Source organism: Plantactinospora sp. B6F1 (assembly GCF_040120695.1).
Lineage (GTDB): Bacteria > Actinomycetota > Actinomycetes > Mycobacteriales > Micromonosporaceae > Plantactinospora.
Window position 1 is genome coordinate 39,880 of the sequence record NZ_JBEEAC010000029.1, and the last position, 22,157, is coordinate 62,036.

19 protein-coding genes are annotated in these 22,157 nt (G+C 72.6%); 9 read left to right on the plus strand and 10 right to left on the minus strand.

What is annotated here, in order from left to right:
* Nucleotides 1-48 precede the first annotated feature (48 nt).
* The 4 genes from ABNF97_RS27085 to ABNF97_RS27100 all read right to left on the minus strand — a co-directional run bounded on the left by ABNF97_RS27085 (nt 49) and on the right by ABNF97_RS27100 (nt 4,941).
* Nucleotides 49-1,587, minus strand: coding sequence for an acyl-CoA carboxylase subunit beta (locus ABNF97_RS27085; protein WP_486484997.1), 1,539 nt, complete (start codon nt 1,585-1,587; stop codon nt 49-51).
* A gap of 85 nt (nt 1,588-1,672) precedes the next feature.
* A complete protein-coding gene (locus ABNF97_RS27090; RefSeq protein WP_502930555.1) occupies nt 1,673-3,382 on the minus strand; it encodes an acyclic terpene utilization AtuA family protein in 1,710 nt (569 codons plus the stop codon).
* A 77-nt stretch (nt 3,383-3,459) separates the two neighbouring features.
* On the minus strand, nt 3,460-4,266 hold the full coding sequence (locus ABNF97_RS27095; protein WP_130465453.1) for a TIGR03084 family metal-binding protein: 807 nt from the start codon (nt 4,264-4,266) through the stop codon (nt 3,460-3,462).
* A 33-nt stretch (nt 4,267-4,299) separates the two neighbouring features.
* Nucleotides 4,300-4,941, minus strand: coding sequence for a TetR/AcrR family transcriptional regulator (locus tag ABNF97_RS27100; RefSeq protein WP_349340247.1), 642 nt, complete (start codon nt 4,939-4,941; stop codon nt 4,300-4,302).
* A gap of 260 nt (nt 4,942-5,201) precedes the next feature.
* Here ABNF97_RS27100 and ABNF97_RS27105 point away from each other — a divergent pair, with 260 nt between their 5' ends.
* The 3 genes from ABNF97_RS27105 (at nt 5,202) to ABNF97_RS27115 (ending at nt 7,214) form a co-directional block, all read left to right on the plus strand.
* Nucleotides 5,202-6,365 (plus strand): helix-turn-helix domain-containing protein, encoded by a 1,164-nt coding sequence (locus ABNF97_RS27105; RefSeq protein ID WP_349340248.1) that lies wholly within the window; start codon nt 5,202-5,204, stop codon nt 6,363-6,365.
* A 223-nt stretch (nt 6,366-6,588) separates the two neighbouring features.
* Nucleotides 6,589-6,834, plus strand: coding sequence for a hypothetical protein (locus ABNF97_RS27110; protein WP_349340249.1), 246 nt, complete (start codon nt 6,589-6,591; stop codon nt 6,832-6,834).
* 35 nt (nt 6,835-6,869) lie between these two features.
* Nucleotides 6,870-7,214, plus strand: coding sequence for a hypothetical protein (locus ABNF97_RS27115; protein ID WP_349340250.1), 345 nt, complete (start codon nt 6,870-6,872; stop codon nt 7,212-7,214).
* On the opposite strand, the gene ABNF97_RS27120 is transcribed toward ABNF97_RS27115, so the two are convergent.
* The 4 genes from ABNF97_RS27120 to ABNF97_RS27135 form a co-directional block, all read right to left on the minus strand.
* Nucleotides 7,133-8,401: an alpha/beta fold hydrolase gene (locus ABNF97_RS27120; protein WP_349340251.1), complete on the minus strand. Its 1,269-nt coding sequence runs from the start codon at nt 8,399-8,401 to the stop codon at nt 7,133-7,135. The two genes, ABNF97_RS27115 and ABNF97_RS27120, sit on opposite strands and share 82 nt — an antisense overlap.
* The gene (locus ABNF97_RS27125) at nt 8,398-9,099 is read right to left on the minus strand and encodes an RDD family protein (RefSeq protein ID WP_349340252.1); all 702 of its coding nucleotides are present in this window, start codon (nt 9,097-9,099) and stop codon (nt 8,398-8,400) included. Before ABNF97_RS27125 ends, ABNF97_RS27120 begins: the two co-directional genes overlap by 4 nt.
* Complete coding sequence (locus ABNF97_RS27130; protein WP_349340253.1) at nt 9,096-9,521, minus strand: PadR family transcriptional regulator; 426 nt, start codon at nt 9,519-9,521, stop codon at nt 9,096-9,098. Before ABNF97_RS27130 ends, ABNF97_RS27125 begins: the two co-directional genes overlap by 4 nt.
* Nucleotides 9,522-9,808: 287 nt before the next feature.
* Nucleotides 9,809-10,486, minus strand: coding sequence for a cyclic nucleotide-binding domain-containing protein (locus tag ABNF97_RS27135; protein ID WP_130465446.1), 678 nt, complete (start codon nt 10,484-10,486; stop codon nt 9,809-9,811).
* 462 nt (nt 10,487-10,948) lie between these two features.
* Between ABNF97_RS27135 and ABNF97_RS27140 the strand changes: the two genes are divergently transcribed.
* The 6 genes from ABNF97_RS27140 to ABNF97_RS27165 all read left to right on the plus strand — a co-directional run bounded on the left by ABNF97_RS27140 (nt 10,949) and on the right by ABNF97_RS27165 (nt 16,512).
* A complete protein-coding gene (locus tag ABNF97_RS27140; protein ID WP_349340254.1) occupies nt 10,949-11,590 on the plus strand; it encodes an adenosylcobinamide amidohydrolase in 642 nt (213 codons plus the stop codon).
* Nucleotides 11,591-11,677: 87 nt separating this feature from the next.
* The gene (locus ABNF97_RS27145; protein ID WP_502930554.1) at nt 11,678-12,877 is read left to right on the plus strand and encodes a CapA family protein; all 1,200 of its coding nucleotides are present in this window, start codon (nt 11,678-11,680) and stop codon (nt 12,875-12,877) included.
* Between the two features lie 166 nt (nt 12,878-13,043).
* Nucleotides 13,044-13,838 (plus strand): endonuclease III, encoded by a 795-nt coding sequence (gene nth / locus ABNF97_RS27150; protein ID WP_349340264.1) that lies wholly within the window; start codon nt 13,044-13,046, stop codon nt 13,836-13,838.
* 5 nt (nt 13,839-13,843) lie between these two features.
* Complete coding sequence (locus tag ABNF97_RS27155) at nt 13,844-14,578, plus strand: redoxin domain-containing protein (protein ID WP_349340255.1); 735 nt, start codon at nt 13,844-13,846, stop codon at nt 14,576-14,578.
* Entirely contained in the window at nt 14,575-15,285 is a 711-nt protein-coding gene (locus tag ABNF97_RS27160; protein WP_349340256.1) for an NUDIX hydrolase, read from the plus strand. Before ABNF97_RS27155 ends, ABNF97_RS27160 begins: the two co-directional genes overlap by 4 nt.
* A 48-nt stretch (nt 15,286-15,333) precedes the next feature.
* Nucleotides 15,334-16,512, plus strand: coding sequence for a MarP family serine protease (locus tag ABNF97_RS27165; protein ID WP_349340257.1), 1,179 nt, complete (start codon nt 15,334-15,336; stop codon nt 16,510-16,512).
* 50 nt (nt 16,513-16,562) lie between these two features.
* On the opposite strand, the gene mycP is transcribed toward ABNF97_RS27165, so the two are convergent.
* Both mycP and eccCa read right to left on the minus strand, forming a co-directional pair.
* On the minus strand, nt 16,563-17,852 hold the full coding sequence (gene mycP / locus ABNF97_RS27170; protein ID WP_502930556.1) for a type VII secretion-associated serine protease mycosin: 1,290 nt from the start codon (nt 17,850-17,852) through the stop codon (nt 16,563-16,565).
* A gap of 249 nt (nt 17,853-18,101) precedes the next feature.
* Nucleotides 18,102-22,082, minus strand: a complete 3,981-nt coding sequence (gene eccCa, locus ABNF97_RS27175) for a type VII secretion protein EccCa (protein WP_130465440.1) — start codon at nt 22,080-22,082, stop codon at nt 18,102-18,104.
* Between the last annotated feature and the right edge of the window lie 75 nt (nt 22,083-22,157).

Consider the following 22,157-nt stretch of genomic DNA (forward strand, 5'->3'; position numbering starts at 1 on the left):
GCCGTCCGGCCGGGGTGCCGAGGGTGTTGCTGCCGTCGTAGTGGTGCATCAGAAGCGGAAGACGCCGAAGGTGTCGGCGCCGCGGACCGGTCCGTTGTGGACTGCGGAGAGGCAGAGCCCGAGTACGGTACGGGTGTCCCGAGGGTCGATGACGCCGTCGTCGTAGAGCCGCCCGGAGAGGTGGAGCGCGGCGGACTCCGCCTCGATCTGCTGCTCCACCATGGCCCGCATGGCGGCGTCGGAGTCCTCGTCGTACGGCCGGCCCCGGGCCTGCGCCGCCTGCCGGGCCACGATCGAGAGCACTCCGGCGAGCTGGGTCGGGCCCATCACCGCCGACCTGGCGTTCGGCCAGGTGAAGAGGAAACGTGGCTCGTACGCCCGCCCGCACATGCCGTAGTTGCCCGCACCGTACGAGGCGCCGAGGTTGACCGTCAGGTGCGGCACGGTCGAGTTCGAGACCGCGTTGATCATGAGTGCGCCGTGCTTGATGATGCCGCGCTGCTCGTACTCGGTGCCGACCATGTAGCCGGTGGTGTTCTGCAGGAACAGCAGCGGCGTGTCGGCGGCGTTGGCGAGCTGGATGAACTGGGCCGCCTTCTGCGCCTCCTCGGAGAAGAGCACTCCCTGCACGTTCGCCAGGACGCCGACCGGATAGCCGTGCAGGTTGCCCCATCCGGTGGCCAGGGCGCGGCCGTACGCCGGCTTGAACTCGTCGAACTCGGAACCGTCCAGGATCCGGGCCAGCACCTCGCGCGGGTCGAACGGCACCCGTAGGTCGCCACCGGGGATGCCGAGTAGTTCCTCGGGGTCGTACTTCGGCGGCTGCGGGACCGGCGACCGTGGCGGTGGACCGTGTTTGCGCCAGCCGAACCGGCGTACGCACTGCCGGGCCAGTCGCAGCCCGTCCCGCTCGTCCACGGCGAGGTGGTCGGCGAGCCCGGAGGTGCTGGCGTGCATGGCGGCGCCGCCGAGGGACTCGTCGTCGGCCTCCTCCCCGGTGGCCATCCTGACCAGTGGCGGCCCGGCCAGGAAGACCTTCGCCCGGTCGCGGACCATGATGGTGTGGTCGGACATCCCCGGCACGTACGCCCCGCCGGCCGTGGCGGTGCCGAACACCACCGAGACGGTCGGGATCCGGGCCGCCGAGAGCCGGGTCAGGTCCCGGAAGACCCGCCCGCCGGGGATGAAGATCTCCGCCTGGCTGGGCAGGTCCGCCCCGCCGGACTCGACCAGATTGATCATCGGAAGCCGGTTCGCCAGGGCGATCTCACCGGCCCGCCGGGTCTTGCGCAGCGTGTACGGGTTGACCGCCCCGCCGCGTACCGTCGGATCGTTGGCGACGATCACGCACTCGACGCCCTCGACCACCCCGATCCCGGTGACCACGCTGGCCCCGGTCAGGAAGTCGGTGCCCCAGGCGGCGACCGGGGAGAGTTCCAGGAACGGGGCGTCCCGGTCGAGCAGCAGCTCGATCCGTTCCCGGGCCAGGAGTTTGCCCCGGCCGTGGTGCCGGGCCAGGTACTTCTCACCGCCGCCGGCCCGGGCGGCGTCCAGCGCCCTCTCCAACTCGGCCAGCCGGTCCAGCATCGCCGCCCGGTTCTCCCGGTACGCCGGAGCCGCCGGATCGACGGCGGTGCGCAGCACGCTCACGACCAGTTCCTCCCGTCCAGCGTCATCCGTCGAGCAGTTCGGCCGGCAGGTCGACGAGGCGGGCACGTAGCAGCTCGCCGAGCGCCTTGGCCTGCGGGTCGAACCGGGTCGAGCCGGCCGCGCCCGCGCCCAGCAGCCCGGTGAGCACGAAGTTGACCGCCCGCAGCCGGGGCAGGTCGTACCTTCGCACCGGCAGGGTGGCGGTCTCCGGAAGCAACGTCCGCAGCCGCTCGACGGTCAACCAGCCGTGCAGCCAGCGGTATCCGGCGTCGGACCGGGCCCACACCCCGAGGTTGGCGTCGCCGCCCTTGTCACCCGAGCGGGCGCCGACCACCGTCCCCAGCGGCGCCCGCCGGGTCGATCCGCTCCCGGCCGGTGGCCCCTCGTCCGGCTCCGGGACCGGCTCCTCACGGCGCCCTGCGGTGGCCTCGTCGTGCCGCGCTGGGGTGGCCCCGTCGTGCCGCCCTGCGGTGGCCTCGTCGTGCCACGCTGGGGTGGCCCCGTCGTGCAATGGGGCGGTGACCGCCGGAGGTGCGATGTCGAGCCGCTCGCCGGAGGGGAGCACGGCGACCTGCCGTACACCCTCCTGGGCCACCTCCTCGACGGCGTACACCCCGTACGGGCTGGCGTCGCCGGGCGGCGTGGTCAGGGTGCAGCCGGGGTAGGAGGCCAGGGCCAGTTCGACGGCGGCGGCCGAGAAGGCCCGTCCGGCCCGCTTCGGGTCACCGTCTCTCAGGTGTACGCGCAGCAGCGCGCTCGCCGTCTCGGTGTCGGCCGCGTCCAGGTGGTCGGTACGGGCCAGCGTGAACTCCAGCCCGTCGGCGCCGACCGCGTCGGTGAGCTGGGCCCGGACCAGCGCCGCCTTCGCCTCGATGTCGAGTCCACAGAGGACGAATGTCATCGAGTTGCGGAACCCGCCCAGCCGGGTGATCCCGACCTTGAGGGTGGGCGGCGGAGCAGTGCCGCGCGCCCCGCTGACGCGTACCCGGTCCGGCCCGGCGTCGGTCAGGACGACCGTGTCGAGTCGGGTCACCACGTCCGGACCGAGATAGTCGGGGCCGGCGATCTCGTACAGCAGTTGTGCGGTGACGGTCTCCCGGGTGACCGCGCCCCCGGTGCCCGGATGCTTGGTGAGCACCGCCGAGCCGTCCCGGTGCAGTTCGGCGAGGGGGAAGCCGGGGCGACGCCCGCCGTCGGGCAACTCGGTGAAGAAGCTGAAGTTGCCGCCGCTGACCTGTGCGCCGCACTCCAGCAGGTGGCCGGCGACGGTCGCTCCGGCCAGGGCGTCGAGGTCGGTTCGGGTCCAGCCGAAGTGCGCGATCGCCGGACCGACCGCCAGCGAGGCATCGGTGACCCGCCCGGTGACCACCACGTCCGCCCCGGCATCGAGGCAGGCGGCGATGCCGAACGCCCCCAGGTACGCGTTCGCGGTCAGCGTGCCCGGCCGGTCCAGCGCGTCGCCCTCGACGTACCCGATCCGGCACGGCAGCCCGAGCCGGTCGGCGAGGGTACGCAGCGCGGTGGCCAACCCGACCGGATGCAGTCCGCCCGCGTTGGTCACGATCCGTATGCCCCGGTCGAGCGCATCGCCGAGGCAGGGTTCGAGCTGCCGGAGGAAGGTGCGGGCGTACCCGAGATCGGGGTCGCGGTGCCGGTCCCGGCCCAGGATCAGCATGGTCAGCTCGGCCAGGTAGTCGCCGGTCAGCACGTCGAGGTCGCCGCCGTCGAGCATCTCCCGCCAGGCGCTGGACCGGTCGCCGTAGAACCCGGAGGCGTTGCCGATCCGCAGCAGGTCCGGGCTGGCGCCGATCACGGCGTCGCGGCAGGGCGCCGCCCCTCGGCGGGTTGCCGGCCCGGGCCCGGTGGGCCGGCGAAGACCTGGGCGATGCCGAGCCACTCGGTGGCGACCGGCCCGACCGCGACGAGCGCCAGGTCGGTGTGGTGTCGCCGCTGGGTGACCAGCAGGCAGAAGTCCAGCGCCGGCCCGGAGACCCGGTCCGCCGCGTCCGCCGGCCCGAACTGCCAGGACTCACCGTCGGGGCCGGCCAGCTCGACCCGGACGGGTGAGTCGGGAACCGGTCGGCCGTGGCTGGCGAAGGCGTGTCCGACGGTACGGGCGCCGAGGTAGGCGACGTGCCGGAGCCGCGCGGTCGGGGTACGGGTGACGCCGAGCGCGTCGGCGACGTCCTCGCCGTGCGCCCAGGTTTCCATGATCCGGGCGGTGGCCATCGAGGTGGCCGACATCCGGGTCCCGTACCAGGGCAGCTTCACCCCGGACGGGACGCCGCGCAGCGCCCGGTCCAGGGCCGCCCGGCTGGCCCGCCACCGGTCCAGCAGTCCGGGTGCGGGCGCCAGAAACTCGGTGGCGCCCCGGTCGATGAACCCGTGCGGATCGCTCGCCGCGTGCCGGATCGACTCGGCGAACGCGTCGGCGTCGGTGGCGGCCAGCGTGGCGACGTGGTCGGTCCAGGCGAGGTGTGCGATCTGGTGGGCGATGGTCCAACCCGGTGCCGGGGTGGGGCGGGCCCAGTCCGCCTCGGGCAGCTCCACGACCAGCGTCTCCAGTGCCGCCGACTCGGCGGCCAGGTCCGTCAGCAGGCTGTCCAGGTCGACCATGGGTGGGCTCCTCGCGGCCGGTTGCGGTACGGGTCAGTGGGGTGTGGTGGCGACGATCGAGGCGAGTTGCCGTTTCCAGGTGTCGAGCAGGGCGGCGCGCCGGGCCGAGTCGTCGGAGAGCAGGTTGGCCACCCCGAGTCCACGGAGCAGGTCGAGGGTCACCTGGATCGCCTCCCGTACCCCCGGTTGCCGTTCGTCGGCGCCGAGCAGGTCGACGGTGAGTTTGTGCATTTCACGGCCGACCCGAGCCTCCAGCGGCACCAACGCGTCCCGCAGCTCCGGATCGGTCCGGCCGGCCACCCACAGCTCCAGGGCGGCGACGAAGAGCGGGCCGGTGAAGGCGGCGGCCAGCATGTCGACCACCCGGTCGAGTCGCTCGGGTCCGGCCGGCAGGGCGGCCGCCTCGGCGCGGATCTCCGCCGCCCGTCGCTCGGCCAGATGCTCGACGGCCGCCATCACCAGGGTGCTCTTGGTGGGGTAGTGGTGCAGTTGGGCGCCCCGGGAGACGCCGGCCCGGGCCGCCACCACCGTGGTGGTGGTGCCGGACCAGCCCCGCTCGACCAGGCACTCCACAGTGGCCTCCAGCACCCGGGCCTGGGTGGCTCGGCTGCGGTCCCGTTGCGGGGTACGGCTCGATGCGGCTTGCGGGGTACGGCTCGGCGCGGCGGCGGACACGGTGCCAGCCTGCCGCCCAACAAACAAACAGTCAAGACTGCTTGTTTCTCGTCGCCGGACGGGGGCTGACTGTCCGGGGCGGTCGGCACCGGTCGACCGCCCGACACGTCACCGAGCGGGGTGGGCCGACCACCACGTCGAGTCCGTGACCGTGCCGTTTCGCTGCGTGTGGTCGCAGCGTGTACCGTCCGAATTGGCGGCCTGCCGGATTCTGGCGGTAGAACTGCCGCCCAGTCCCATTCGGGGGAGGGTTTCAGCAGATGCCTGCCAGGATCGGCGACGACATCTTCATCGGCGAGCAGGTCGCCTACTGGCGGAAGCGCCGGGGTAAGACGCAGCGTGCTCTGGCCGGGCTGGCTGGCCTGAGTCAGCCGTACCTGAGCCAGATCGAGCGCGGTGAGCGGGCTGTCGACCGTCGTGCCACCCTCGTCGCCCTGGCCGGCGCGCTCAGCCTCTCTGTCTCAGAGCTGACCGGTCAGCCCGGCGACCCGACCGCACCGGCAAAGGCGACGGCTGCCGCCAGTGTTCCGGCGATCCGCGAGACGCTGATCAGGCGAGAGGTGGGCGAGACCCGTCCGCCTGAGGGCAGCGTCGAGAGGTTGATGGCGGCCGGCGGCGCGTACGACTTCGCCGCCGCCGCTCCCATGCTGCCCGCCTTGCTCGGTGGGCTGACCGGTCCGGATCTCGTCCAGGTGTGTCATGTAGCGGTGTTCACGCTCAAGCACCTCGGCTACCCGGATCTCGCCCGGGACGCCGCTCGGCTCGCGGTGCGGGCGGCCGAGGAGGTACAGAAGCCGGCGTGGATAGGGGCTGCCGAATTCATCCGAATTCTGAGCTTGCCGCCCGAGTTGCCCACCATGCCCACCGCCCGCGCGCAGCGGATGGCGGTGAACCTGCAACCGGACACCGGCGATCCGGAGGTTCGCCAGGTCTACGGAATGCTGCACCTCTATGCCGCGCTGCGGTCGGCGGTCGACCGGCGTCCGGACGATGCCCTGGACCACCTCCGGGAGGCGCAGGACGCTGCCGACTCGCTCGGCGAGCCGGACAACCTGGGACTGGCCCGATTCGCGTTCGGACCGACAAATGTCGGGATCTGGCGACTGGCTGTGCAACTCGAACTCGGAGAATCGGCGCTGGCTGTCGAACGCGCCGCATCTGTCGTGCCGGAGCGGATTCCGTTGGCGATTCGCCAGGCACCCTTCTACCTGGACCTCGGGCAGGCTCTCGTGGCTCAGCGACGCGACGGTGCGGCCATGGCAGCGTTCCTGCGTGCCGAGGCCATAGCGCCACAGTTCGTCCGACTCCGCCCCACCGTTCGGGACAGCATCGCCGTGATCCTCCGCCGGACGAGAAAGAACGCGATCAGCGGGCCGATGCGCCGGGTAGCCGCGATTGTCGGGCTGGAACATCAACTCGTCTGATTGCACGACGCAATCAACCTTCGTCACACCTCGCCTACCTTCTGTCACGGAAGTGCGTGGCGACCCCCGTCGGCAAACGGTCCCGGCCGCACGTCGCTTCCGATGCGCAGGTGCGGGACCAGCTTCCCCTTCTGGCCCGCACCTGTCCGAACGGGTGCGGCGGTCGGTGCCGTGTGGGGCCCGGCCGCCGTGCCTCCGAGACACTGCGGGCGAGGAGATCATCATGCGTGGATGGCGGTGGACTCGACGGTCCGACCCGATGCCGGACCAGGTCGGACCGGCGACGGCGTACCCCGACCAGCGGGGTGGCTACGCCGAAGGCGCCGCCCCCGTCGAGCAACAGGCGGCGGATCGGCAGGCAGTGGATCGGCGGGCGGCTCCGACCGCCGGTGGGCAGGTCGACGGGTCGGCGAGGACCGGTGGGTACAGCCGGCGACGCGGCTACCGCCGCGACGGCATCGGCCGATGACAGGCCACGCCGGACGGGCTGCCGGTCGCGGATTGGTGATCGCCCGGACCGTCGTCGCGATGCGCCGGGCCGTCGAACGATGCTGGTACTCCTCGCCCGGCGGTGCGGAGTGCGTACTGCTGGAGTGGGCGGCCCGGCGTGCCACCCGGCGCACCCTGACGCTCGCCGCCCGGCGGACCGTCGCCGCACACTGGCCCAGCGCCGAGGGCGGTTGCCCGGTCTGTGTGCTGCCGGACTGCCAGGCGTTCCGGACCGCAGTGGCGTACCTCGATCTGATCGGCGACGACTACCTCCCGGTTCACCAGGGCGGTTCGGCGGCCCGGTACGGCTCCGCCGGCAGCGGCCTGTCCAGTAGGAACGCGAGGATCGCCTCCCGATAGCGCTCTGGCTGGTCGACCGCGATGCTGTGCCCGGCTCCGTCGATCGGTACGAGAACGGCGCCGGGCAGAAGGTCCCGGTACTCCCGAGTGACGGCCCAGGCGAGGTAGTCGCACTCCCCCCGGAGCACGAGCACCGGTGCGGTCACCTGGCGCAGCCGTGGCCGAGGATCAGGAACCCGCTGGCTGTCGTAGACGGTGGCGGCGTTGGCCCAGAACCCGAAACCGACCGGTTCGGGATCGTCCGGCTCTGCTGCCGACGACCTCGGGGCGGTGCAGCCGGGCCGCATGTCGATGTCGGCGACGATGGCCTGGTACACGCCGTCCATGGCGGCGTCGGGGAGCAGCACCCGGGCCGGCTGCGGGCCGATCATCTGCATCAGCGCGTGCGCGAGCGCGAATCGCGGCTGGCTGGTGATGATCCGGCTCTGGTCCCGGTACCCGGCCTCGGTCAGCCGTTCGGCATCGCTGAACGCCGGTGCCCAGATGGCTCCGGGGGAGGAGACGACGGCCTTCGCCACCCGGGTGGGGTGGGCGGCCAGGTAGCTCGCGATGAGCTGGCCACCCCAGGAGGCGCCGATCAGCACCATCCGTTCGACGCCGAGCGTGCCGCGGATCGCCTCCAGATCGGCGACGTGCCGGGCGACGGTGTAGCCGGAGGCGTCGGCCAGCCGCTCGGACAGGCCGGCGCCGATCTGGTGGTAGGCGTACACGTCGAAGCCGGCCGCCGCGAGCGCGGCGGCCGGTTCCGGAGCGGGTTCGTCGGGCGCGCCGGGTCCACCGTGGATCAGGATCACGGGCGTGGCCCGCGCCGTCCCGAGCGCGGCGGTTTTCGTGTACGCGATCCGCGAACCGGTCGGCAGATCCCAGTACCGCACGGCCGGCGACCCGGGATACGCGGTGTACGGCGGTGCGGGCGCGTAGACGAGCGTTCCCACCACGGCCGCCACCAGCCCGAATGTCAGGGCGGTGACGGCGATGGTGAGTCCGGTCCGCCAGCGGACACCCCGGACCGCCCACCACGCCAACGCACCCGTGCAGAGCCCGAGCGCGAGTGCCCCGGCGACCGTGGCGACTGTCCGCTGCTCGGTCGCCGCGACGGTCAGCACCAGGGTCACGATCCCCGCGACGGCGCCGATCGGGGCAGCCGCGACGAACACCAGCCAGCGGGCGATTCTTCGGACGGTCACGGCTCGGCCCGCCGGACGACCCGGGTACCGGCCACGTAGTCGAAGAGCCGGCGCGGGCGATTCGCCAGGAACGGGACCCAATCCAACCAGGCCAACGGGCCGAGCAGGAAGCTGACCCGCCGGACGATTCCGGCCAGCGCGCCGATGCGTAGCCCGGCCTCGGTCACCACGCACAGGCCGACCAGCCGCTTGCCCGGGGTGGACCCGGTGCGGCTCTCGATCAGGCCCAGCCCGAGGATCGACCAGGCCAGCGCGAGCGGGACACCGACGCTGTAGAGCAGACCCGCACCGTCGTACGCGCCGCAGCCGGGACCGACCGGCCCGCTGAGGCAGACCGAATCCCCGAACTGGACGTACGCGTACGGCGGGAACGTCCCGAACGCGCCACCGCCGTCGACCAGATCCAGCACGAACAGTGCCACGGCCACCCCGACCAGCGGCAGATTGTCGACCAGGGCCGCCCCGAAGCGTCGCACCATCGGGGCGGGCGGCAACGGTCTGGCCTGCGCGAACGACGCGGCAGCCGTTGCGGGGCCGCCGAGCCGCCGGAGGGCTTCGGAGAGCTCGCCAGCGTTGGCGGCGCCGTCGAGATGGTCGAGCAGCTCCGCGCGGATCGCGGCCTTGTACGGCGCGGAACCGACCAGATGGTGCTCGACCCGGTCCGCGTACGCTTCGATCGACTGTCGATCGTCGGTCATGTCGCATCCGTTTCCGCGCCGGAAGCGCCGTCGTGATTCAGCGCGTCGAGCGAGTCGAGGAGGTCGCCCAGCGTGCCGACCAGCCCGCTCCATTCGGTGCGCAGCAGTTGCAGCCGCTCCCGCCCGGTGGCCGAGAGGGCGTAGTACTTGCGTGGCCGCTGCCGGCCCTCGGCCTCCCACTCGGCCGTGATGTGTCCGGCGTCCTCCAATCGGTGCAGCAGCGGGTAGAGCGTGCCCTCCTTGAGTTCGAGCACGCCGGCTCCCGCGCTCTGCAACAACTTCAGAAGCTCGTATCCGTAGCGCCGTTCGGCGGAGAGCACCGAGAGGACTGCCAGCTCTGCGGTGCCCCGGGCCAGCTCACGCCGCAGCCGGGCGAGGCCGGCGGCCTCGTCGCCCTCTCCCGCCATCACCTGCTTCGGCACGACACCAAGGTACAACCCGATACCTCGGGCAACAAGGTATAGAGGTGGGAAGGCGGCAGCCGGTGTGGTGGTGGCGGGCGAGCGGGCGCGCCCGTCCCGCCGACGGTGCCCGACCGCGCCCCGGGACGGCTCACAGGGCCGCAAACCGAAACGACCCGTCCCACCGGCCGATCAGCATCGGCGGTGGGACGGGTCGGGAAAGCGTGTGAACGGTGCTCAGTGCGCCTGCGTGCTCAGTGCACCGCGTGGTCAGACGCGGGCGCGGTGGTCAGACGCGGGCGCGGTGGTCAGACGCGGGCGCGGCGGGCGAGTCGCTCCGGGTCGAGGATGATGATGCTCTTGCCGTCCAGGCGCAGCCAGCCCCGGGAGGCGAAGTCGGCGAGTGCCTTGTTGACGGTCTCCCGGGAGGCGCCGACGAGCTGGGCGATCTCCTCCTGGGTCAGGTCGTGGGTGACCCGGAGTATCCCGCCGTCCCGGGTGCCGAACCGGCCCGCCATCTGGAGCAGGTTCTTCGCCACCCGACCGGGCACGTCGGTGAAGATCAGGTCGGCCAGGTTGTCGTTCGTCCGGCGCAGCCTGCGGGCGAGCACCCGGAGCAACTGCTCGGCGATCTCCGGTCGGTTGTTCAGCCACGGACGCAGCGCCTGCTTGCGCAGCCGGGCGAGCCGGGTGTCGATCACGGCGGTGGCGGTCGCCGTACGCGGGCCGGGGTCGAAGAGCGAGAGCTCGCCGACCATGTCGGACGGGCCCATCACGGCAATCAGGTTCTGCCGGCCGTCGGCGGCCCGGCGACCGACCTTGATCTTGCCGCTCAGGACGATATAAAGACTGTCGCCCGGTTCGCCCTCGTTGAAGACGATCTCGCCCTTACGGATCTCGATCGTTTCCATGTCCTTCGCGAGTGCCTCGGCAGCCTCGGGGTCCACGCCCTGGAAGATCCCGCTCCGAGCCAACACCTCGTCCATCGCGCACCTCCGCCCACGCGAGCCGCCCGCGGCCGGGTTCCGGCCGGTGATCGGCGCGCGCCGCCAAGTCTAGGCGCATGTGAAGAGTAATCGGAGGAGCCCCCTGGAATCTTGATCCGGCTCGGGCCCAGTTAACCCCGGATGACCAGGGGGTACGCCCGGTTTGGCGGCTCCTGTCTCCACTCGGCCGCCGTACCTGCCGCGCCCGCCCGTACCCAACATCCCGCACCCGCACCGCCACCCGGCCGAATGCCATGATCGTCCAGGGCGGCGACCTGGACACCAGAGGCGTTATCCGTGCCCGGTGACGCCTCTGGTGTCCAGGTGAACGAATGCATGCGGTTGTCGACCGGTGTGGCGGTGGGTGGCTGGTGTGGCGGTGGGTGGACGGGGTGGCGGTGGGGTTGGCCGGTCGGGCGCCCGAGGAGGGAGAGGTCCGGGACCGGACCGTAGAGTCGGCCGGTGCTTGGCGAACCGGAGCTGACCTACCGATCCGAGGACGGGCGCGACCTTCCGCTGCTGGTCTGGCGCTCCCACCGACCGGCGCTGGCGATCAGCTCCGGCCCGCTCGGCGGCGGGATCGGGGTACGGCACTGGGTGGTCAACGCGACCGTGCCGATGTCGTACCTTCGGGACGACCCGGATGCCCACCTCGGCGAGCTGGCCGACCGGCTCGGCCTGCGCGGACCCGGGGTCGGGCTGCTCACCGGCGTCGACGTGGCCGAGGTGGTGACCGCCGACGACGACGGTGTCCGGATCTGGGCCACCGTCGGCCTCGGCGCCCCGATCTGGGCGGCGCATGTCGATCCCGTGGGCTCCGTCGATCCGGTGAGTGCCGTGGGCACGGTCAACGTCGTCGCGCTGTTGCCGGAGCGCCTGGGTGATGCCGCCCTGGTCAACGCCGTCGCGACGATCACCGAGGCAAAGGCGCAGGCGCTGCGCGAGCTGGGCCTGGCGGCCACCGGCACCGCCACCGACGCGGTTACCGTGCTCTGCCCGCCGGACGGTCCCGCCGCCCCGTACGGCGGCCCACGGTCGCGCTGGGGAGCCCCGCTGGCCCGCGCCGCCTGCCGGGCGGTACGCGAGGGTGGTGCTCGAAGGTGACCGGGGGAGGCCCCCTCCTGGCGGCGCGGCAACATCGGCCGGTCGACGGTCGCCCCGGTCGCCCGAGCCCGGTACTGTCACCGAGCGATGTACGAGACCGAGCCGACCAGACCCAGGTCCCGCCGGGCGCCCCGCAGCGCCGGCCGGACCGCCCTCGTCGTCACCGCCGTCCTCGCCGTGCTCCTCGGGGTGGGTGTGGCGGGAGTGGCCGCCTTCGACATGCTCGGTGGCGACGACCCGGCCGGGCCGCAGGCCGCGCCGAGCGCCACCGGCCCCGCCTCGGCCGACCCGTCCCCGACGGGCGAACCGGAGCCAAAGGTCATCTCTATGTCCGCCACCGGCGACATCGTGATGGGCAATGCCCCCGGTCGGCTGCCGGCCAACGGAGGCAAGGGCTTCTTCGACTCGGTCCAGAAGGCGCTCGCCGCCGACCTGGTGATGGGCAACCTCGAAGAGCCGTTGACCGATGACACCGGCACCTCCAAGTGCGGCGCCAACTCGACCCGCTGCCACCAGTTCCGGGCCCCGCCGTCGTATGCGGCGCACCTCAAGGCGGCCGGCTTCGAGCTGCTCAACCAGGCCAACAACCACGGGTACGACTACGGCGAGGCCGGCTACGAGAACACCCAGAAGGCGCTGGAGAAGTACGGCCTCCAGCACACCGGCGCGCCCGACCAGATCACCGTGGTCGACGTCGAGGGGGTCAAGGTGGCGGTGGCCGGCTTCTCGTCGTACCGCTGGTCCAACAGCCTGACCAACATCAGCTCAGCGAAGAAGGTGATCCAGAAGGCCGCCGGCATGGCGGACCTGGTGGTCGTGCAGGTGCACATGGGCGGCGAGGGCTCGGACAAGACCCGGGTCCGGCCCGGCACCGAGATGTTCCTGGGCGAGAACCGGGGCGACCCGATCAAGTTCTCGCACTCGATGATCGACGCCGGTGCCGACCTGGTGGTCGGGCACGGGCCGCACGTGATGCGGGCGCTGGAGTTCTACAAGGGCCGGCTGATCGCTTACAGCCTTGGCAACTTCGCCGGTGGCGGGGGGACGCTCAGCAACAATGGCCGACTCGGCTGGGGAGGCATACTCAAGGTCTCGCTGACCGCCGAGGGCGAGTGGATGGGCGGGCAGCTCGTCTCGACGTACATGAATGGCGCGGGCAAGCCGACGATGGACTCGCAGCGGCGGGCCGCCGGTCTCGTCCGGGACCTGTGCAGATCCGACTTTCCCAAGACCGGCGCACGGGTCGCCGCAGACGGCAAGATCACCCCGCCGGCCGCCGCCAGCTGAGTGGGCTGTCCCCCCGGGCGGGCGGTTTCCCATGCTTCGGCCAGGGTCGTGCTCCCCGAGGTCGATGTCGGCGCCGCGACGTAGGCTGGCCGGCGTGAGTGCCAGAGACGACTCCGCGCGGACCGGAGTCGGAGTCGCAGTCGAGCCCGGCGCGGCGACCCGGGCGATCCGGGCAACGCGGCCGACCCGGCGTACCGTCGAAACCGAGCTGGGCCGCAAGCGGCGGGCGCGGCGGATCGGCCGGGTCCTGACCGAGACGCACCCCGACGCCCATTGTGAGCTCAACCACCAGGGTCCGTTGCAACTGGCCGTCGCGACCATCCTCTCCGCGCAATGCACCGACCAGCGGGTCAACGAGGTGACGCCCAAGCTGTTCGCTCGCTACCCGACCGCGGCCGACTACGCCGGGGCGGACCGGGCCGAGCTGGAGGAGCTGATCCGACCCACCGGCTTCTTCCGGAACAAGACCAACTCCTTGATCAATCTCGGTCGTCAGCTGGTCGAGCGGCACGACGGCGAGGTGCCGCGCCGGATGGCCGACCTGGTGGCGCTGCCCGGGATCGGTCGCAAGACCGCCAACGTCATCCTCGGCAACGCCTTCGGGGTGCCCGGGATAACCGTCGACACCCACTTCGACCGGCTCGTGCACCGGTGGGAGCTGACCACCGAGACCGACCCGGTCAAGATCGAGCACGCCGTCGGCGCGCTCTTCGAGCGCCGCGACTGGACGATGCTCTCGCACCGGGTGATCTTCCACGGCCGGCGGGTCTGCCACGCCCGCAAGCCCGCCTGCGGTGCCTGCACACTGGCCCGGCTCTGCCCCTCCTACGGGCTCGGCCCGACCGACCCGGCCGCCGCCGCGAAACTGCTCAAGGGCCCCCGCGCCCGCGAGCTGGCGGCGCAGGCCGGGGTCGATCCCGACCTGGTGCCGGCGACCGCCGCCGTCGGCGACACCCCGTGAGGTGGTTGCGTCCCGGCGGGTCGCTGCTGGCACTGGTGTTGCTCGCCGCCGCCTGTACCGGGCCGGACGCGGCACCGCGGGACGCTGACCCGACGGCGGGTGGGGAGAGCGCCACGACCACCGCCTTCGCCGACTGCACCACCCTGACCGCCCCGCTCGCCACCCCCGGCACTCCAGCAGGCCAGCCGGCCAGTTCGACGGCCGGTGCACCGGTTGGCTCGACGGCCGGCTCGACGGCCGGTGCACCGGTTGGCTCGACGGCCGGCTCGAAGGTCGGCTCGACGGCCGATGCACCGGCCGGTTCGATGGTCGGGCGGTCGCTGCCGGCGTTGAGGCTGCCCTGCTTCGTCGGGACCGGCGAGGTCGACGTCGGCGAGTTGCGCGGACCGGCCGTGGTCAACCTGTGGGCCTCGTGGTGCCGGCCCTGCCGCAAGGAGCTGCCGGCCTTCCAACGGCTCACCGAGCGGGCCGGCGACCGGCTCCGGGTGGTCGGGGTGAACAGCGGGGACGCCCGACCCGCCGCCGCGTCGATCGGCGAGGACTTCGGGCTGGAGTTCCCCAGCCTCTACGACCGGGACAAGAAGCTGCTGACCGAGCTGGGCGGCCGGCCGGTACTGCCGATCACGCTCTTCGTGGACGCGGAGGGGCGGATCCGGCACCGGGACGAGACGGGTGCCCTCGACGACGCCGAGCTGGCGACGCTGGTCCGCCGGCACCTGGGGGTGGCGGTGCCGTCGTGACCGAGTACCAACTCCCGGCGTGGTGCGAGCCGCTGCTCACCCGGGTCCGGTCCGCCCGTACCGAGGACTTCACCCAGTTGCGCACCCCGGCCAACCGCGGGCGGGCCAGTGCCGTACTGGTGCTCCTCGGTGAGCAGCCGGAGCACGGGCTCGACGTGCTGATCCTGCAACGGGCCGCGACCCTGCGCACCCATGCCGGGCAGCCGGCCTTTCCCGGTGGGGCCTGCGACCCGGGTGACGAGGACGCGGCGGCGACCGCCCTGCGGGAGGCGCACGAGGAGGTCGGCCTCGACCCGAGCAGCGTCACCGTGCTGGCCCAGTTGCCCCGGCTGTGGATTCCGGTCAGCGACTTCGTGGTCACCCCGGTACTCGCCTGGTGGCACCGGCCGCATCCGGTGCACTCCCGGGAGCCGGCCGAGGTGGCACACGTCGCGCGGCTGCCGGTCACCGAACTCGTCGACCCGGCCAACCGGGTCCGGGTACGCCACCCCAGTGGCTGGATCGGCCCTGCCTTCCAGGCCCGGGGGATGCTGGTCTGGGGCTTCACCGCAGGGGTGCTGGCAACCCTGCTGGAGATGGCCGGTTGGGCGCGGCCGTGGCCGCAGGACCGGGTACTCGACCTGCCGCCGGCGAGCCCGCCCCCGAGTCCCGCCCCGGGCGTGGAGAACCGTGACGCGGTGCAGGAGCGGGACGCGGCGCCATCCTAGGCACCGGTGGCCAAGGCCGTTCCCAGGTCTCCCCCGTACCCTGAACGGGTGTCGGTGGTGGATGTGGTCCTGATCCTGCTCATGTTGCTGTTCGCGATCAGCGGCTACCGGCAGGGATTCGTGATCGGCCTGCTCTCCTTCACCGGCTTCTTCGGCGGCGCCCTGCTCGGGTTGCAGGTCGGTCCGCTGCTCGCGGAGCAGTTCACCAGCAACGCGACCCGGATCGTGGTGGCGCTGGTCTCGATCTTCGGCCTGGCGGTGCTCGGCCAGGCCCTCGCCGGCTGGCTCGGCTCACACCTGCGGCACGCCATCACCAGCAGGGCCGGACGGACGGCCGACGACGTCGGTGGGGCGGTGGTCTCGCTCTTCGCCGTACTCCTGGTGGCCTGGCTGGTGGCCGTTCCGCTGGCCTCCTCGTCGCTGCCCTGGCTGGCCAGCGCGGTCCGCAACAGCGCGCTGCTGACCGTGGTGGACCGGGTACTGCCACCGGAGGCGCAGGCGCTGTCCCGGGCGTTGCGGGACACCGTCGACACCAACGGATTCCCGGACGTGTTCGGCGGGTTGGCCCCGACCCGGTCCCGCGAGGTGGCCTCGCCCGACCCGGCCCTGGCGGGCTCGCAGGTGGTGGTGAACGGGCGACGTTCGGTGGTCAAGGTGCTCGGCAACGCGCCCAGCTGCTCCCGCCGGATCGAGGGCTCCGGTTTCGTGTACGCCGAGAACCGGGTGATGACCAACGCGCACGTGGTGGCCGGCACCCGGAGCGTCCGGGTCGAACTGGCCGGAGAGCGGCACAGTGCCCGGGTGGTCGTCTACGACCCGGACCGCGACCTGGCGGTGCTCTACGTGCCGGAGCTGTCCGCTCCGGTGCTGCGGTTCGCCACCGGGCAGGCGGCGATCGAGGATGACGCGATCGTGCTCGGATTCCCCCTGGACGGCCCCTACAACGCCCAGCCGGCCCGGATCAGGGACGTCGGGCAGATCACCGGCCCGGACATCTACGAGTCGGGCCGGGTCAATCGGGAGATCTACACGATCCGGGGGCTGGTCCGCAGCGGAAACTCCGGCGGCCCGCTGGTGGCCCCGGACGGCCAGGTGCTCGGGGTGATTTTCGCGGCGGCGGCCGACGACCCGAACACCGGCTTCGCGGTGACCGCCGACGAGGCCCGCTCCACCGCCAGCACCGGCCTGGAACGGACCCGGGTCACCAACACCGGTGCCTGCACCTGAGGCGGTGGCGGGGACGGCGGCAGGGACGTTCCGCCGGCCGGCTGGTGGGGTCAGGGGCGGTTCCGCCGGGCCCGACGCCGGGCCACCAGCACGGCCGCGGGGACGACCAGGAGCAGGAGGATGCCGCCGCTCCACAGCCCGGGCAGTTGGTGGCCGACCGTGTCGCCCGCCGGCTCGGCATTCCAGTCGGCCGAGTGGCCGGACGCCGCCGTGCCCACGCTCTCCGCCGGGTCGGTGGCGGACGGCGTCGCCGACTCCTGAGCGGGTGCCGAGCCGAAGCCGGCGACCCCGGGCGGGGCGGCGCCGTCGTCCAGCGGATTGGTCCGTACGCTCGACACCTCGCCGTTCAGCGCGGCGAGCGGGTCGACGACGCCGAAACCGAACCGGTCGTCCCGGCCGGACGGCCCGACGTCCCGAGCGGTGTTGATCAGCCGGTTGACCACGTCAGCGGCGGTCATCTTCGGCCAGTGCGATCTGACCAGGGCTGCCGCCGCGGCCACCAGCGGCGCGGCGAAGCTGGTCCCCTGGACCCGCCAGAAGCCGTTCGGCCGGGCGCCGGTGAGGCCGGTGGCCGGGGCGGAGAGCACGGTCTCCGGGCCGGTGATCGAGCCTGACCAGAGGGCGTCGCTCTCGCGTTCCAACCCCGCCACGGCGACGACGCCCGGCTCACGGGCCGGGTACCAGACCCGTTTTCCGGCGGACGAGCCCAGGTTGCCGGTGCAGGCGACGACGACCACGTCCCGGGCGAAGGCGTAGTCGAGGGCGGCGGCGAGCGCCGGGCTCTCCGCGGTGCCGCCCAGCGACAGGTTCACCACCTGGGCGCCGTTGTCGACCGCCCAGCGGACGCCCTTCGCGACGATCAGCGCGTCGTCGTAGCGGTTCTCCTCGTCGAGCACCCGGACGGGCAGGATCTTGGCCTTGGGGGCGAGCCCGGCCACGCCCCTGGTGTCGTCGTTGCGCCCGGCGATCAGCGCTGCGACCGTGGTGCCGTGCCCGACCGGATCGGTCTGGCCGTCGCCGATCCCCTCGACCAGATCGATGCCGGGCAGCACCTGCCCGGCGAGATCCGCGTGCGAGGCGTCCACCCCGGAGTCGACGACCGCCACCGTGACGCCCTTGCCGGAGGCGACCTTCCAGAGCGCCTTGGCGTTGAACTCCGCCAACTGCCACTGCTCGTCGCGCACCGCGTCGGCCAGCACGGGCAGGCTGGCCGGCGGTGCCGGCACCGCGGCGGTCGCCGGTGCCGGCCGCGGACCGAACAGCGATCCGGCGATCCCGGCCGTGGCGAGCAGCGCCGCTCCGGCGACCCGGGCGACGGCACGTTCGTATTGATGCGGCAGCCTGGTCACAGCATGGTCATTTCACCCCGGGGGACACATGATGCACGGAGGTTACCCCGTTTCACCCCCGTCGCGTGGCGAAACTTTGCAACCGATCTGAGATCCACTGTCCACCGCCCCGAGACCGAGGATCGAGCCGCCCTGGTGATCAGGTCCTCCGGCCCTGTGGACCTGACGGAAGGACGGATCCGACGGAACGACGGACCCGACGAGACCCAGCCCCCGGGAGGCTCCGCCCGACGAGAGCGGTCAGCTCGACGGAAGGTACGCGAGCTGCACCAGCCGGATGCCCTCCTTCCGGGTCACCAGCCGACCCCGGCCGGGCGGCATCGGGCCGGGGCGTACCGAGCCGATCAGGGCGCCCTCGTCCTTGCTGCCGGACATCACCAGCCCGGGGGAGGAGAGTTCCCGGAGGCGCTGGATGATCGGCTCGTAGAGCGACCGGGAGGCGCCCCCCGAACGCCGGGTCAGCACCACGTGCAGACCGACGTCCCGGGCCTGCGGGAGGTACTCCACCAGCGGCAGCAGCGGGTTGTTCGGCCCGGTGGCGACCAGGTCGTAGTCGTCGACGAGTACGAACAGTTCCGGCCCGGTCCACCAGGAGCGGTCCCGCAACTGCTGCGGGGTGACGTCCGGGCCGGGCAGCCGGCGCTGCATGTAGCCGGCGACCGACTCGATCAGCTCGCTGGTCGCCTGGGCGGCGGTGCCGTACCCGATCAGGTGGTCGGACTGGATCACGCCGAGCAGGCTGCGCCGGAAGTCGACCAGGATGATCCGGGCCTGCTCCGGGGTGTACCGGCTGGTGATCGAGGTGGCCAGCGCCCGCAGGAACGACGACTTGCCGCACTCGGCGTCGCCGAAGAGCAGGAAGTGCGGCTCGGAGGCGAAGTCGATCGAGACCTGCTGGAGGTCGGCCTCGGAGATGCCGATCGGCAGCCGCAGGCCGGTCGCACCGGCGACGTCCAGGTCGGCGTAGGGCAGCACCGGCGGGAGCAGCCGGACCCGGGGGGCGGGTGCGCCACTCCAGTTGCCGGCGACCGCCTTGACCAGAGCCTGGGTCTGGCCGCCGCCGAGGCTGGACAGCTCCGGCAGCACGGTCAGGAAGTGCAGGCTCTCGGCGGTGATACCGCGACCCGGCGTCTTCTCCGGCACGTTCGCCGCCGCCTTGCGGGCGATGATCGAGTCGGTGGGGTCACCGAGCCGCAGCTCCAGCCGGGAGCCGAACAGGTCGCGGATCGCCGGCCGGAAGTCCATCCAGCGGGGCGCCGCCGCCACCACGTGCACGCCGTACGAGAGGCCGCGGGTGGCGATGTCGGTGACCAGGGGCTCCAGGTCGTCGTACTCGCCACGCAGGGTGGGCCAGCCGTCGATGACCAGGAACACGTCACCGAACGGGTCCGCGCCGACCCCGACGCCGCCGGCCGAGGCCCGCCGCTTCCGGTACGCCGGCATCGACTCCACGCCCAGCTCGGCGAAGCGCTGCTCGCGATCGTTGAGCAGGGTGGCGATCTCGCCGACGGTACGCCGCACCGCCGCCGCCTCGGCCCGGCCGGCGACCCCACCGACGTGCGGCAGTTCGCGCAGCGAGGCGAGCGAGCCGCCGCCGAAGTCGAGGCAGTAGACCTGCACCTCGGCCGGGGTGTGGGTGAGCGCCAGGCCGCAGATCAGGGTGCGCAGCAGGCTCGACTTGCCGGACTGCGGGCCGCCGGCCACCGCCACGTGCCCGGCGCCGCCCTCCAGGGAGAGCCAGAGCAGGTCGCGGCGCTGTTCGAACGGCTTGTCGATCATCGCGACCGGCACCTGGAGCGCGCCGTGCAGCTCGGGGTTGCCGAAGGTGAGTCCCCGGGACGGGTCGGTGACCACCGGGCCGAGGATCTCGTCCAGGGCCGGTGCCTGGGACAGCGGCGGCAGCCACACCTGGTGGGCCGGCGGACCCTGGCCGACCAGCCGGGAGACCATCACGTCGAGCAGGCTCTGCGCCGCCGGATCCTCCGGGGCCGGCTTGGGGGTGGCCGGCACCACCGGCTTGGGCACCGGGACGTGGTGCGTCGAGTACGACAGCAGCCGGGGACCGGTGTAGCCCTGCGCGCCCGGCCCACCCGCGGTGGTCTTCTGGTAGGGCCCGGAGACGTACGCCGCCTTGAACCGGACCAGCGGCTCGGTGCCGAACTTCAGGTAGCCGTGTCCCGGTGCCCGGGGCAGCTCGTAGGCGTCCGGCACGCCCAGCACCGCCCGGGACTCCAGGGCGGAGAAGGTCCGCAGACCGATCCGGTACGACAGGTGCGTGTCCAGCCCGCGCAGCCGGCCCTCCTCCAGCCGCTGCGAGGCGAGCAGCAGGTGCACCCCGAGTGACCGGCCCAGCCGGCCGATCTGCACGAAGAGGTCGATGAAGTCGGGCTTGGCGCTGAGCAGCTCGGAGAACTCGTCACAGATGATCAGCAGCGAGGGGAGCGGTGCCAGCGCGGCACCGCCGGAGCGGGCCTTGTCGTAGTCCTTCAGGTTGGCGTAGTTGCCGGCCTTGCGGAGCAACTCCTGCCGGCGGATCATCTCGCCGTTGATCGCGTCGACCATCCGGTCGACCAGCGGCAGCTCGTCGGCGAGGTTGGTGATCACTGCGGCGGTGTGCGGCAGCCGGTCCAGCGAGGCGAAGGTCGCGCCACCCTTGAAGTCGACAAGTACGAAGTTGAGCGCCTCGGACGAGTGCGTCGCCGCCAACCCGAGCACGAGGGTACGCAGCAGCTCGGACTTGCCGGAACCGGTGGCGCCGATGAGCAGGCCGTGCGGGCCCATGCCGTCCTGCGCGGACTCCTTCAGGTCGAGGTCGACCACGCCGCCGTCGCCGCCGACGCCGATCGGCACCCGCAGCTTGTCGCGGTTCGGTCGGGGCGCCCAGCCCTGCACGGTGCTGAAGTTCTCCGGGTCGCCGACCCCGAGCAGTTCGCCGAGGGTCATCTCCTTGACCAGTGACTCGTCCGAGGAGCCCTTCTGGGCGGCGGCGAGCCGCAGCGGGGCGAGCCGTCGGGCGACCGCCTCGGCCTCCTCGACGCTGAGCCGGTCGGGGGTGCCGACCTCGGCCTGCCCGTCCATGGAGTAGGTGTTCAGCCGGCCGCCGTCGGTCTCCAGCACCAGCATGGCCCGGTCCAGCAGCCGGGGCGGCGGGCTGTCCAGGTCGATGATGGTCACCGCGTCGATGCCGCTGTCCCCGGCCAGGTAGCTGGCCCCGTTCAGGTCGCCGCCGTCGAGCACGATCACCACGTGCGGGCCGTCGGTCGCCGGGCCGGAGAGGCTGAACCGGGAGCGGTTGCCGACCACGTCGTCGATCAGCTTCTCCAGCTCCACCGCGGAGCTGGCCACCAGGCGTACCGCGCCGAGCGCGTCGACGGCGGTCGGGTGGTGGGCGTGCGGCAGCCACTTGGCCCACTCCCACCGGGCCCGGCGTTCCGGGCCGGCGCAGATCGCGATCAGCAGTTCGTCGGGGGCGTGGAAGACCGAGAGCTGGGTGAGCACCGCCCGGGCCAGCGCCTGCGGGTCGCCGCCGGCCGGGTCCCGGGACTGGTCGGGCTGGCCCGGCGCGTTGCGCACGAAGACCCGGGCGAAGCCCCGCATGGAGAGCGCCACCGGCAGGTCCGGCACCACCGAGTACGCGTCGAGGAACCGGCGCAGCGCGCCGGCGGTCATCGGCTCCAGGTCCTCCAGCGGCCGGGTCACCGGCGGCACCAGCGGGGTGGCCAGGGTCTGCGGGCCGACCGCGACCCGGACGACGCCGAAGTCACCGTCGCTGGGGCGCCGCTCCCAGACCCGGAAACTGCCCACAGTGGACCAGAGCTGGGTCGGGTCGGGATGCCGGTAGAAGAGGCCGGCCCGCTGCTTCGACGCGGTCTCCCGGACCCGGCGCCGCAGGGTGGCCAGGTGCCGCAGGTACTCCCGACGGGCCTGCATCATCTCGGACTTCTTGGGCGAACCGGAAGCGCTGCCCCAGGAGGACGCCACCATCGCCAGCGAGGAGACGCCGAACATCGCGCCGATGACGTACGAGTAGGCGCCGCCGCCCCGGCCGAACATCATCGCCATCGCGACCGAGCCGCCGAGCATCGGCAGCACCATCATCAGTTGCTGCCACTTGCCGCCCGTCGCCTGCGGGATCTCCGGCGGTGCCTCGACGGCGAGTTCGCCGGTCGGGACCTCCGGCGCCGGCCGGCGCGGCGGACGCTTGATGACGACGGTGCTCATCGGTCGCCTCCCGCCGGTCTGTCCGTGCTGTCCCGCCGATCGGTGCCCACCTGCCCGGACCGGCCGCCACAAGGC